11 protein-coding genes are annotated in these 12,761 nt (G+C 73.3%); 7 read left to right on the plus strand and 4 right to left on the minus strand.

What is annotated here, in order from left to right:
* The first annotated feature begins 75 nt into the window (after positions 1-75).
* From VIG76_RS05380 to VIG76_RS05395, 4 genes are all read left to right on the plus strand, one after another.
* The gene (locus VIG76_RS05380; RefSeq protein ID WP_331951853.1) at positions 76-396 is read left to right on the plus strand and encodes a WhiB family transcriptional regulator; all 321 of its coding nucleotides are present in this window, start codon (positions 76-78) and stop codon (positions 394-396) included.
* A gap of 276 nt (positions 397-672) precedes the next feature.
* Complete coding sequence (locus tag VIG76_RS05385; RefSeq protein WP_331951855.1) at positions 673-3,756, plus strand: glycosyltransferase; 3,084 nt, start codon at positions 673-675, stop codon at positions 3,754-3,756.
* The gene (locus VIG76_RS05390; protein WP_331951857.1) at positions 3,747-5,360 is read left to right on the plus strand and encodes a DUF5719 family protein; all 1,614 of its coding nucleotides are present in this window, start codon (positions 3,747-3,749) and stop codon (positions 5,358-5,360) included. Before VIG76_RS05385 ends, VIG76_RS05390 begins: the two co-directional genes overlap by 10 nt.
* A 252-nt stretch (positions 5,361-5,612) precedes the next feature.
* Positions 5,613-7,331 (plus strand): hypothetical protein, encoded by a 1,719-nt coding sequence (locus VIG76_RS05395; RefSeq protein ID WP_331951859.1) that lies wholly within the window; start codon positions 5,613-5,615, stop codon positions 7,329-7,331.
* 68 nt (positions 7,332-7,399) lie between these two features.
* Here VIG76_RS05395 and VIG76_RS05400 read toward each other — a convergent pair whose 3' ends face one another.
* A complete protein-coding gene (locus tag VIG76_RS05400) occupies positions 7,400-7,840 on the minus strand; it encodes a metallopeptidase family protein (protein WP_331951862.1) in 441 nt (146 codons plus the stop codon).
* Positions 7,841-8,011: 171 nt separating this feature from the next.
* Here VIG76_RS05400 and VIG76_RS05405 point away from each other — a divergent pair, with 171 nt between their 5' ends.
* Both VIG76_RS05405 and ahcY read left to right on the plus strand, forming a co-directional pair.
* Positions 8,012-8,278 (plus strand): DUF3499 family protein, encoded by a 267-nt coding sequence (locus VIG76_RS05405; RefSeq protein WP_331951864.1) that lies wholly within the window; start codon positions 8,012-8,014, stop codon positions 8,276-8,278.
* Positions 8,279-8,463: 185 nt separating this feature from the next.
* Complete coding sequence (ahcY, locus tag VIG76_RS05410) at positions 8,464-9,966, plus strand: adenosylhomocysteinase (RefSeq protein WP_331951866.1); 1,503 nt, start codon at positions 8,464-8,466, stop codon at positions 9,964-9,966.
* 76 nt (positions 9,967-10,042) lie between these two features.
* Here the strand turns inward: ahcY and VIG76_RS05415 are convergent, their stop codons facing one another.
* The 3 genes from VIG76_RS05415 to VIG76_RS05425 form a co-directional block, all read right to left on the minus strand.
* Positions 10,043-10,951 carry an FAD:protein FMN transferase gene (locus tag VIG76_RS05415; RefSeq protein ID WP_331951868.1) on the minus strand — a complete coding sequence of 303 codons (909 nt, stop codon included), beginning with the start codon at positions 10,949-10,951 and terminating at the stop codon, positions 10,043-10,045.
* The gene (locus tag VIG76_RS05420; RefSeq protein ID WP_331951870.1) at positions 10,948-11,232 is read right to left on the minus strand and encodes a hypothetical protein; all 285 of its coding nucleotides are present in this window, start codon (positions 11,230-11,232) and stop codon (positions 10,948-10,950) included. Before VIG76_RS05420 ends, VIG76_RS05415 begins: the two co-directional genes overlap by 4 nt.
* 97 nt (positions 11,233-11,329) lie before the next feature.
* The gene (locus tag VIG76_RS05425) at positions 11,330-12,166 is read right to left on the minus strand and encodes an RDD family protein (protein WP_331951872.1); all 837 of its coding nucleotides are present in this window, start codon (positions 12,164-12,166) and stop codon (positions 11,330-11,332) included.
* Positions 12,167-12,254: 88 nt separating this feature from the next.
* Between VIG76_RS05425 and VIG76_RS05430 the strand changes: the two genes are divergently transcribed.
* On the plus strand, positions 12,255-12,761 hold a 507-nt coding region (locus VIG76_RS05430), incomplete at its 3' end, for a stage II sporulation protein M (RefSeq protein WP_473964776.1).

Below are 12,761 nucleotides of genomic sequence, written 5' to 3' on the forward strand. Positions count from 1 at the left end.
GGAAGCACATCTGTGTAATTAACCCCACGCTTTCGGGGCGCGGGGCCCTGGATGCATTCGAGAGGACGATCAGTCATGACCGTTTCCCCCTACCAGGCATCGGTGCCCGGCGACTGGTTCGTCGACCCCATCAACCTGGGCGTTCCCAGCGTGCGTCGTGTCACCGAGGACACCGACGACCCGCTGGCTTGGCAGGCCGACTCGCTCTGCGCGCAGACCGATCCTGAGGCCTTCTTCCCTGAGAAGGGTGGATCGACGCGCGAGGCGAAGAAGATCTGCGCCTCCTGCGAGGTCAAGTCCCAGTGCCTCGAGTACGCACTGTCGAACGACGAGCGCTTCGGGATCTGGGGCGGGCTCTCCGAGCGCGAGCGTCGGAAGCTCCGCAAGGTCGGCTGAGCCGCCGAGCACGCACATCACGGAAGGCCGCGCACCCGCGAGGGGCGCGGCCTTCGTGCTGCCCGGGCCTTCCCATCCGCCTGACTGGCTCATCCGCCGTTTTCAGGACTTCTCCGGCGCCACGCCGGCGCGGAGGGCCGATCGTCCTGAATACGGGTGGCGGATCCTGAAAACGGCGGATGGCACGCGGGGCGGCTGAACCGTCCTCCTTATGAAGGTGAGAGCCTCCGGCGGGTCGGGACGGCGTGTCGCCTGGCGCGCACCTACCGTGATCCGGTGCCGCTCTCTGTCACTGCGATCCTCGTCGCGGCGGACGGTGCGGACTACCTCCGTGAGACGCTCGACGCGATCACGCTGCAGAGCCGCCTTCCCGACCGGTTGGTGGTGGTGCAGCTCGGGAACAGCCCCGTGACCGCCAACATCATCGCGGCGGTGGAGCCGACCGTCCACGCGCACGTCAGCGCGCGCGCCGGCTTCGGCCTCGCGGTCGCCACCGGCGTGAAATCGGCCGGCATCGAGTCGTCGGACGACGAGTGGCTCTGGCTGCTGGCATCCGACAACGCCCCCGAGCCGCGCGCGCTCGAGCGGCTGCTCCAGGCCGTCGAGGCCGCCCCGTCGGTCGCGGTCGCGGGACCCAAGCAGATGCAGTGGGACGCCCCCGACTACCTCCACTCCTACGGCGAGACCATGACGCCGTTCGGCACGGCCGTCGAGCTCGCCGAGCCCGAGCTCGACCAGGCGCAGTACGACCGGCACAGCGACGTCATGGCCGTCGCGGCCGGCGGCATGTTCGTGCGCGAGACCTTGTGGCGACAGCTCGGCGGCTTCGACGCCGCGCTGCCCGCCGTCGACGACGCGCTCGACTTCTGCATCCGCACCCGGCTCGCGGGCCACCGCGTGCAGCTCGTGCCGAAGGCGCGCGTGCGATCCGCCGGCATCGAGGCGCCCGGCACCCGGCTGCTCGGGGCGTCGACCACCGAGGCCCGTCGCGTGCGGCTCCGCCGCGAGGCCCAGCTGCACCGGCGGCTCACCTACGCGCCCCTGCTGCTCGTGCCGGTGCACTGGCTGTCGATCCTGCCGCTCGGGGGGATGCGGGCGATCGGCCAGCTGCTCCGCAAGCGGCCCGGTTCCGCGCCGGCCGAGCTGCTCGCCGCGCTCGTCGTGGTCCTCACGTGCTTCCCCGGCGTCATCCGCGCCCGCTCCCGCATCGCCCGGATTCGGACGGTCGGCTGGGCGTCGATCGCGCCGCTCCGGCTGCCGTGGAAGGAGGTGCGGCACCGCCGCGCCCTGCTCCGCGACAACGGCCGGGGCCCGAGGCGCGAGCCGGTGCACTTCGCCAGCAGCGGGGGACTGGCCCTGACGATCGCCGTCGCGGCGGTCGGTGCGATCCTCTTCTTCCCGCTCATCGGCGCGACCGCGCTGTCGGGCGGCGGCCTGCTGCCCCTCGGCGGGCTCCACGACCTCTGGCGCGCGATCGGCTGGGGGCCGCACGCCCTCGGGCAGGGCTTCGAGGGCCCCGCGGATCCGTTCGCGCTCGTGCTCGCCGTGCTCGGCACCCTGACCTTCTGGCATCCGTCCGCCGCGGTCGTCGGCCTCTGGCTCGTCGCGCTGCCGGTCGCCGCGGCCGGCGGATGGCTGGCCACCACACGGTTCACGCGGCGGCGCAGCCTCCGCATCGTCGGCGGACTGCTCTGGACCGTCGCCCCGACCTTCCTCGCGGCGCTCGACACCGGCCGCATCGGGCCCGTGCTCGTGCACCTCGCGGCGCCCTTCGCGCTGCTCGCCGCCTTCCAGGTGCGGCGGTCGTGGTCCGCATCCGCGTCGCTCGCCCTGCTCGGCGCGCTGATGGCGGCCTGCTCGCCGTCGCTGCTGCCGCTGCTGGCGGCCGGCTGGGTCGCCGCGATCGTCGTCGCGGCCGTGCGCCGCACCCCGGATGCGAAGCATCGCCTGACCCGGATCCTCCCGCTCCCGCTGCCCACGATCGTGCTGTTCCTGCCGCTCGCCTACGAGCAGCTGCGCTACGGGAACCCGCTCGGCGTGCTCGCCGATCCCGGGCTGCCGCAGCTGTCCGCGGCCGCGCCCAGCCTGCTCGGGCTGCCGTCCTCGCTCTCCGCCGTGCTGCAGCTCGCCGCGGGCTGGCCCGACTGGCACGCCGCCGACTGGGAAGCGCTCGCGCAGCCCCTCGGTCTCGGCCCCACGGGCTCCGCGCTCCTCGTGCTCGCCCTCTGCCTCCCGCTCCTGCTGCTCGGCGCCGTCGGCCTGTTCTGGCCGCGCCGCAGCATGCCGATCCGGGTCGGCATCGCCGGCGTCGGTGGGCTGCTCGCCGCCGTGATCGCCACCCGGATCGAGGTCGCCGCGAGCGGCGCGACGCCGGTGCCCGGCTGGGCCGGCGCGGGGCTCAGCATCGCGTGGCTCGGGCTGCTCGAAGCCGCCGTCTGCGGGCTCGACCGGCTCGCGGCCGCCGGGGAGCTGCCGGTGAACGACCGGGTCGCCCGGCTGCTCGTTCACGCCCGTGCCGCATCCGCCGCCGTGATCGGCCTCACGGCGGTCGCCGCGATCGCCGCCGCCGTCTCTCCGCTGATGGTCGGCACGCTGCTCGGCACCTCGTCCGTCCAGGCGAGCGGTACGGCCACCGCGCCCGCGCTCGTCGCCGCCGAGGCCGCCTCCGCACCCGGCCTCGGGCTGCTGACCCTCACGCCGCAGCCCGACGGCGGCGTGCGCGAGCGGCTCTCCCGCGGTCAGGGGCAGACGCTCGAGCAGCAGAGCACCCTGCACAGCACCGCGGACTTCGGCGAGGGCGAGCAGCTCGCGGCCCTGTCCGCCGCGCTCGTGCAGCCGAACGGCGAGAACCTCCGCCCCCGTCTCGACCACCTCGCGATCGGCTACATCCTGCTCAGCCCCGGCGCGGGGGACGCCTCGAGCGTGTCGGCCGCGACGGATGCGCGCGCGGCCCTCGGCGGCAACCCGCTGTTCTCGGCGGTGTCGCGGTCGAGCGCCGGCACGCTCTACCGCTACGTCGACCTGCCTGCGGATGCCGGCCGCACCCCCGACTTCATCGGCCCATCGAACACGGCCCGCCCCATCGGCGTCGCGGTGCTCCTGCTCCAGCTCGTCGTGCTCGGCGCCTTCGCGCTGCTCGCGCTGCCGACCCGTCGCCTCGCGGTGCGGCTCCGGCCCGAGCCGCTGCAGCGCGCACCCCGCGCGGATGTCGCGAGCATCGGCTCGCGCAGGACCGGCGCTCCCGCGGGAGCGCTCACGCCGGAGCAGCGGATGGCCCGGGAGCTGGTGCGCACCGGCGCGATCCCCGCATCCGCGATCGAACGGCCGAAGCCGCGCGAGGAGGTGCCCGCATGGCGCTGACCTCCCGCCTCCTCGGCGCGTCCGGTGTCGTCATCGTCGGCGTCGTCGCCGCCGCCGTGTTCGGCCAGATCCCGGCGCTCGGCGCCGAGGACCACGCCATCGTCGCCACGCCCGCCTCCGCGGCGCAGCGCCTCGTGTGCCCGGGCTCGCCGGTCGCAGCCGGCGCGGCGGGGCAGAAGGCGAGCACGCTCTCCGCCGACGGATCCCCGTCGCGCCAGGTGGGTGTCTCGCCCGCCGGCCGGGTGGCCACCACCACGCTCGGCGGAGGCGCCGTGAAGGCTGGCAGCGGCACTCGTCCCCGGCTCCTCACGGCACCGGCCGCGGATGCGAAGCACGGGGCCATCGCGGGTGCGGAGTCCCAGGTGGTCACCACCGGCGACGCGGCCGGCCTCACCGCGACCGCCTGCACCGTGCCGGTCAACATCGCGTGGATCGCCGCCGGCGCCACGACCACCGGCCGCACCAGCGTGCTCACCCTCGCGAACGCATCGAGCGTGCCCGCACAGGTCGAGCTCGACGTCTGGACCGAGAACGGCCCCGTCGCGGCGGTGGGCCCCGGCCAGCTGCTCGTCGGTGCGCACAGCCGGCTCGCGGTGTCGCTCGCGAGCGTCGCCCCGGGCGCGGCCGGCACGGCGCTGCGGGTGGTCAGCACCGGCGGTCAGCTCGGCGTCGCACTCGAGCAGCGCGTGGTGCGCGGGCTCGAGTCCGGCGGCCTCGACCTCACCGGCCCCACGTCGGCGCCCGCGACCGAGCAGGTCCTCACCGGCCTGCGCATCGCGAACGCCTCGGCGGTCGCCGCCGCGTCGGCCGCAACCGGCTACGCGGACCTCCAGCCGGTGCTCCGCCTGCTCGCCCCCGGCACGACGGCCGCCGATGTGCGCATCAGCATCACCGGGACGACGGGTTCCGGCAAGCGGGTGCTCACGCACCGGATCGAGGGCGGCAAGGTGACCGACATCACCCTGCCCGGCCTCACCGACGGCACCTACTCGCTCGACGTCAGGAGCAGCCGCCCGGTCGTCGCCGGTGCGCGGGTCGCGACGGTGACGGATGCGTCGGGCTCCACCACGGACACCGGCAACGGCACCGGCACCGGCACGACGACCACCGGCACTGGCACCGCCGGAACCGCGACGGGCGGCACCACCGGCGCGACAGACGGAAGCGTGGCCGGCGGCACATCCACCGGCACCGACTCCGGGTTGCTCGGCACCGGCGGAACCACGACGAATGCCTCGAGCGGCATAAGCGGCTCCGGCGCAACGACCGCGACCGCCCGCGGGATCGACCTGGCCTGGATCGCCGCGGGGGATCCGCTCGGCAGCAGCGCCACGGTGGCGGTCGCGAGCGGTCCCGGAGCGACGCTCTCCTTCGCCAACCCGACGGACCACGAGGTGTCTGTGCGGCTCGCCCGCGTGAGCGGCTCGACGGTGAAGGTGCCGGCGCGCGGCACCGCAGCGACGACCGTGAAGGCCGGCATCGGCACGATCAGCGGGGCGAACGGCCTCCGCGCCGCCGTGAGCTACGCCGGCGCCGATGCACTGTCGGCCTACCCGGTCGCGCCCGCCGATCAGGCCGCGCACCCGGTCCGCGTCACGCACTGACCCCGCAGGCGAGCCCGCTGACGACGCTCGTCGTCATCGGGCTCGCGGCATATCCCATCCGCCGGGCACGATCGCGGCCCCCGAGATATACGTATGTCTGCAATCTCTCAGGTTCGCGCCCTGGCGCGTGGTCGGCGCCCGGCCGTACTGTTCGACCACGGCGCTCAGGTTCCTCATAACTCGATGCGCCGATCCGAGACCGGCCGGTCGCCCCACCCTCCGATTGATCGATGACGTTCAAGGAGTAGATCCATGCCGTTCTCCAGGAAGGCGTCGCGACGAGCGCGCCTCCTCACCCTCGTGACGGCGGTGACGCTGGCGACCGCCGGCGCGACCGCGTCCGCCGTGCCGGCCGTCGCCGCAACACCGGCGTCCGCCGTCCACGCAGGCCACGTGACCTACGTCGGCAGCAGCACCGCATCCGCCGTGCCGGCCGCCAAGGGGGCCGTGGCGCACCGATACACGTTGCCCGTCCTGGGCCGCCATGGCGCCCGCCCAGCCGCGCAAGCGCGCACGGCGACGGGCTCCCTACCGCACGTCGCCTCGAGCCCGAGGGTGGCCTCCTCGCCGGTTCGCGCCTTCGACGGCGTCAACGCCATCGACAACAGGGCCGCATCCGGATTCGATCTCGAGCCGCCGGACGAGGGGCTCGCCGCGGGCAACGGCTACGTCGTCAACTTCGTCAACGTCACCGGTCTGATCCAGAGCACGTCGGGTACGCGCCTCGTGAGGCCGTTCTACCTGAACACGTTCTTCCGCGAGACCGCCGCCGCGCACACGTCCGACCCGCGCGTCTTCTACGACGCCTCGTCGCACCGCTGGTTCGCGACGATCCTGGAGTACCAGGTCGACTCGAACCTCTTCTTCACGGAGTCGCACGTCGACGTCGCGACGAGCCGCACCAGCGACCCGCGAGGTGCCTGGAGCGTCTACAAGTTCGACACCACGAACCGCACCCACGCCGGCTGCCCGTGCCTCGCGGACTACCCGATCCTCGGCATCGACGCCTCGAACGTCTACGTGTCGACGAACGAGTTCACGGCGGACAGCTCGACCTTCAACGGCGCACAGCTGTACGCCATCGCGAAGTCGCAGCTCATCGCCGGGTCCTCGAGCCCGAGGATGGTCGACTACGAGAACCTCTCGTCGGGTGGTGTCCTCGGCTACCACGTGCAGCCGGCGAACACGTACGGCAGCCCTGGGGTCGAGTACCTGATGAGCTCGCTCGACCCGAACGGCACCTACGACAACCGGATCGCGGTCTGGGCTCTGACGAACCCGTCGGCGGTCGCGCGCGGCGGTATCCCGAACCTGTCGGCACGGATCGTCTCCTCGCAGGCGTACGCGCCGCCGCCGAACGCGCGGACGCCCGCGGGCCGCTGCACCGGTGACATCTGCGCCGCCGGCGGCGAGCCCACGACCGGCGTCGTCTCGGCGAACGACGACGCGATGCAGGAGGTGCAGTACATCAACGGCCAGCTCGTCGGTGCGCTGGACACCTCGGTGAACGTGGCCGGCGACGCCGGCGCGCGAGCCGGCGTGGCGTGGTTCGTGGTGAAGCCCTCGGTGAGCGGCGGCGTCGTGTCCTCGGCCACACACGTGGTGCGGCAGGGCTACATCGCGCAGCAGGGCGAGTACCTGCTGTTCCCGCACATCAACATGACGCCGAACGGTGCGATGGCCGTGGTCTTCGGACTCGGCGGCCCGAGCACCTACATGTCGGCCGCGTACGCGGCGGCAGCGCCAGGTGCCGGATTCGGGTCCGTGCATCTCGCCGGAGCCGGCGTCGCGCCGGACAACGGGTTCGTCGGGACCGCGCCCTTCGGCGGGGTGGCGCGCTGGGGTGACTACTCGAACGGGCAGATCATCCCCGGGACGAACACGCTGTGGCTCGCGACGCAGTACATCCCGAACAACGGTGACGGCAACGAGAACTGGGGCAACCGGATCCTCGAGCTGAACCTCGGTTGATCACCCGGATGGCGGGCCCTCGGCGACGGGGGCCCGCCATCCGCGCGTCCTGGGCAGGCGCGGCGGCATCAGAAGTGGTGGAACCGGTCGGGAGCGAGGTCCCACGGGTCCTTGCCGAGCAGCTCGGCGACGGCCTTGAAGACGCAGCTCTCCACGTACATCCGCTGGTGCGCCTCGTCGTCCACGTGCAGGTGGGAGAGCCGCTCGATCGGCAGCCGGTAGAGCACGACGCGGCGGGCGCCGCTGTCGACCCACCAGCGGTCGAGGCCGCTCGGCGTCACGGACCGCGGGATGCCGGCGATCTCGAACGAGACGTCGCCGAGGTCGTCGGGCCAGAGCCCGCGCAGGTAGTCGGCTGTCTCGGCGACCACCGACTCGAACGCCTCCGCACGGGTGCGCAGCACGGGCAGGTGCGGCCCGGTGACCGAGGAGCGCAGACCGCGACCGTGGCGGTTCCGGAAGCCGCCGCGAGCGGACGGCGCGTGCGACACGCGACGCGAGCGAGCCATCCCGGAATGGTACCCGCGCGGCTCCGCATCCCGTCGTGTCGCGACTCCTGCCGCATCCGATCGCGCGAAGCGGCTCGAATCGCGACGCGAAGCCGCTGAGGCTGAGGATCCGGGACGCGCCGGGCGGGTCGAGGGGCCGGGAGCGCGCGGCGTGCCTACCATGACCGCGCCATGGCAACGAAACGGCTCTGCTCGCGGGTGACCTGCCAGAAGCCGGCCGTCGCCACCTTGACCTACGTCTACGCCGACTCGATGGCCGTGCTCGGGCCGCTCAGCCTGAAGGCCGAGCCGCACAGCTACGACCTCTGCAGCGACCACGCCGACCGGCTCTCGGCGCCGAACGGCTGGTCCGTGATGCGGATCTCCGCGCCCGACGACGAGGACGACGCCCCGGCGCCCGAACCCGAGCGCAGCAAGGGCACCCTCTTCGGGCTCTGACGCCCCTCCGCCTCGCTGCTGTCACTGCGCAATCGACGGAGAAACCGTTCTTGGCGGACCGGGCCGTGCGGACCCGGGCCGGTTCGGCGCAGGAACTCCGTCGTTCGCGCAGCGGTCGGGCGGTGCACCCCGCGAGGTGCGGATGCGCAACAGCGGCGTCGCCAGCGGATGGAAGAATCGAGCGCATGAGTCTTCTGGAGACGTCCCTCGATACGGAGCCCGACAGTCCGACCCTCGAGTACCGGGTCGCCGACCTGGATCTCGCCGAGGCCGGGCGGCACCAGATCCGCCTCGCCGAGCAGGAGATGCCCGGCTTGATGGCACTCCGGGAGCGCTACGGCGCCACCCGGCCGCTCGCCGGGGCGCGCATCGCCGGCTCCCTCCACATGACGGTGCAGACCGCGGTGCTGATCGAGACCCTGACGGCCCTCGGCGCGCAGGTGCGCTGGGCGAGCTGCAACATCTTCTCGACGCAGGACGAGGCGGCCGCGGCGATCGTCGTCGGCCCCGACGGCACCCCCGCGCATCCGGCCGGCGTGCCGGTCTTCGCCTGGAAGGGCGAGTCGATCGAGGAGTACTGGGACTGCGCGGAGCGCATCTTCGACTGGACCGCGGAGGCTCGCGCGGAGGGCGGCGACTTCACCGGCCCGACGATGATCCTCGACGACGGCGGCGACGCCTCCCTGCTCGTGCACAAGGGCGTGGAGTTCGAGCGCGCCGGCGACGTGCCGGAGACGAAGGAGACCGACGGCGCCGAGTGGCGCGCGGTGCTCGACGTGCTCCGCCGGTCGATGGACCTCGACCCGGATCGCTGGCGCCGGATCGCCGCCGACATCCGCGGCGTCTCCGAGGAGACCACCACCGGCGTGCACCGCCTCTACGAGCTCGACCGCGACGGCACGCTGCTCTTCCCGGCGATCAACGTGAACGACTCGGTCACCAAGAGCAAGTTCGACAACCGGTACGGCATCCGCCACTCGCTCGTCGACGGCCTCAACCGCGCGACCGACGTGCTGATCGGCGGCAAGACCGCGTTCGTGGCCGGTTACGGCGACGTCGGCAAGGGCGCCGCGGATGCGCTGCGCGGCCAGGGCGCGCGCGTGATCATCGGCGAGATCGACCCGATCACGGCCCTGCAGGCGGCGATGGACGGCTACCAGGTCGCGCCGCTCGAGGACGTGCTCGGCCAGGTCGATCTCGTGATCACCGGCACGGGCAACACGAACGTCGTGCGGGTCGAGCACCTGCTCGGCCTGAAGCACCTCGCGATCGTGGCGAACGTGGGCCACTTCGACACCGAGATCGACATGGCGCGCCTCGAGTCGCTCGATGGCGCAGAGCGGATCCAGATCAAGCCGCAGGTGCACGAGTGGCGGCTGCCGAACGGCCGCAGCGTGATCGTGCTGTCGGAGGGGCGGCTGATGAACCTCGGCAACGCGACCGGGCATCCGTCGTTCGTGATGTCGATGAGCTTCACGAATCAGGTGCTCGCGCAGCTCGAGCTGTGGGCGTCGCCCGAGGCGTACCCGGTAAGTGTCGCGGTGCTGCCGAAGGTGCTCGACGAGGAGGTCGCCCGGCTGCACCTCGATGCCCTCGGCGCGAAGCTCACGCGGCTGACGGACGAGCAGGCCGCCTACCTCGGCGTCGACCCGTCCGGCCCCTACAAGTCGGACGCCTACCGCTACTGACCCCTCCGGGAGTTGCCACTTTCTGCGACCTTGGCCCAGTCAAGGTCGCAGAAGGTGGCAACAGCCGATGCTCGGCTCAGGCGGCGCGCTGCTCCGCCGGCCAGCCGTTCAGCAGGGTGAGCCCGCCGTCGGCGTGCACCAGCCGGACGGGGTGACCGGCCGAGCGCAGCATGGCGCCGGCGGCCGGCCCAAGCACGATGGCGGCGGTCGCGAACGTGCACGCCCGGACCGCCGAGGGCGCGGCGACGGATGCGGTGCGCCAGCCGGGCGTCGCAGGCCGGCCGGTCCTCGGATCGAGGATCGGATGCAGCCGCTCGTCCGGACGGCTGCGCCACTGGGCGCTCGCGGTGGCGAGCCCCCATCCGTCGCCGAGCGCCACCTGCGCCGCGGGGTCGCCGGGTCGGTCCTGCACGGTCACCTGCCATCCGCCGGCCGGCGCGGGGCCGCGCGCCGAGACGTCGCCGCCGAGGTTCACCAGGGCGCCGCAGCCGAATCGGTCGGCGATGGTCTCGGCGATCGCGTCCGCCGCGGCCGCCCTCGCGATGACGTCGAGGTCGAGGTCGACGCCGTCCGGCACCGTCAGCCGGGTGCCGTCCACGTGCACCCGCTCCCAGGCAGCCCTGGGCCGTGCGTTCGCTCGCAGGGGCCGGCCCCGGTCATGCACGAGGCGGATGCCGCCGTCCTCGGCGGTGTCCCGCTGTGGGGCACCGAGCGTCGGAACCACGGCGCCGCCCGTGAGCCGCGCGGCTTCCAGCGCCACCCGGACGAGCGCGGCGAGGACGGGGCTCACGTCCACGCCGGCCGAGGCCCGGTCGCGCAGGCGCGACAGCTCGGAGTCCGGCCGGAAGCGGTCGCAGGCGTCCGAGACGGCGGTCAGCCGGCGGACCGCAAGGGCGCATGCCGCATCCAGCGCTCGCGGATCGGTGACCAGCACCTCCGCGGTCGTGCCCGAGAGCGACCAGGTGCGCTTCGCGGCGGCGGTCACGATCCGCTCGATCCGGTCTGGCTCGCCCCGGTGCCGGCGCTCAGCCCGCTCGATGCGCTCGCGGTGCCGGAGTCCTCGCTCGAGCTGGTCGAGCTCGCGAGGCCGGAGTGATCGTTCGAGGTCGTCGTGCTCGTCGTGCCGGACACGGCCGAGCCCGTCCTCGCCGCCTCGAGCGCCTGATAGGTGCCGACGCCGACGAGTCCCGTCAGCGCGATGCCGGCCGCCGCGATCCACCTCGTCCACCGTCGTGCCGTCTGCCTGCCGAGCTCCCGTACGTCCATGACCGCCTCCCGACATCAGTGTCAGGACCGGGCCGATGCACTTCCTATGAGCCGCGGAAGCGGTGACGGTGAGGTCTCAGAGACCGCCAAGACGGCGTCAGCGGTCCGGGAACCCGTGGGGGTTGGCTTCGAGCACCTCCTCGAGCTCCTGGAACCGGTCGCGCTCGAGCATCAGCGCCGTGAACTCGCGGTCGCGGCGGATGGCCGTCACTGCCGCGAGCAGCAGCTCCGGATCGGTGTCGACGGCGGGGGCGACGAAGGGGGACGCGTCGGCTGCCAGCTCGCGTGCGAGTCGCGCCCGGCTCTCGGGCGTCATCCGCGGGGCCTGCACGAGGAAGGCGGTGATGCGGCGGCCCAGGCGGTCGGGCAGCCGCGCGACATCCGCGATCCGCGCCCACTCGGCGAGCGGCGCGGGAACGCCGAGCGTGTTCATCGGCGGCCGCGGCACCCGCTCGTGCTGGCTGACGGTGCCGGCGAGGAAGTCGCCGAGGCGCTTCGCGCGGCGGTTCAGCAGCCCGACCACCGCGGCGATGCTGCCGAGCGTGAAGACGAGCTCGACGATCCCGACGAGCGAGCGGATGAACGCGTGCCGGAAGCCGATGGATCCGCCGTCGTCCCGCACGACGCGCGCGCCGACGGCGAGCTTGCCGAGCGACCGGCCCCGGAGCGCGGTCTCGAGCACGGCCGGCGCGATGATGAAGGCCACCACGACGTCGACCACGACGAGCGCGGTGCCGATCGCGCCGTCCGCGTGCGTGGCGTCCGTCAGGCGGCTGATGCCGAACAGCAGCGCGAGGAACAGCACGACCTCGGCGGTCACGTCGATCATCGCGCCCGCGGCGCGGAGCACCCAGCTCGTCGAGCGCACCTCGAGGGCGACGGCCTCGCCGGTGACGATGCCCAGATCGTCGGGCGCGGCGCTGGTGCTCGGCATCCGGTCTCCTTCTCGCGTGCCGGATCAGCCTGCCGGTCCCGGCCGCGCCTGTCGAGGCGCCCCGCCATCCGCCGCCTACGCTTCCCTCGTGGACCTCGACGCGCTGCGCGCCGCCCGGGAGGGCGAGTGGCAGCGGCTCGACGTGCTGGCGAAGGGCCGGCTGGACGGCCGGGGAAGCGACGAGCTCATCCGTCGCTACCAGGATGCGGCCGCGGATCTGTCGACCGTGACGACGACCGCCGGCGCGGTGCCGCTCGCGGACCGGCTCTCCGTGTCGCTCTCGCGGGCGCGGATGCGGTTCACCGGCACGGGGGCGAACCTGCTGAGCCAGATCCCGCGCTTCTTCGTGCTGCAGCTGCCCGCCGCGTTCTACCGGCTGCGCTGGTGGACGCTCGCGATCGCGGTGGTGAGCGCGGTCGTCGCGGTCGCCTACGGCGCGTGGGCGGCGAACTCACCGCAGGTCATCGCGAGCTTCGGCGACAGCGGCTCGCTCAAGCAGCTCGTGAACCACGACTTCGTCAGCTACTACAGCGAGAACCCCGCCGCCTCGTTCACGAGCCAGGTGTGGACGAACAACGCCTTCATCGCCGCGCAG

The organism is Amnibacterium sp. (assembly GCF_036559085.1).
Taxonomy (GTDB): domain Bacteria; phylum Actinomycetota; class Actinomycetes; order Actinomycetales; family Microbacteriaceae; genus Amnibacterium.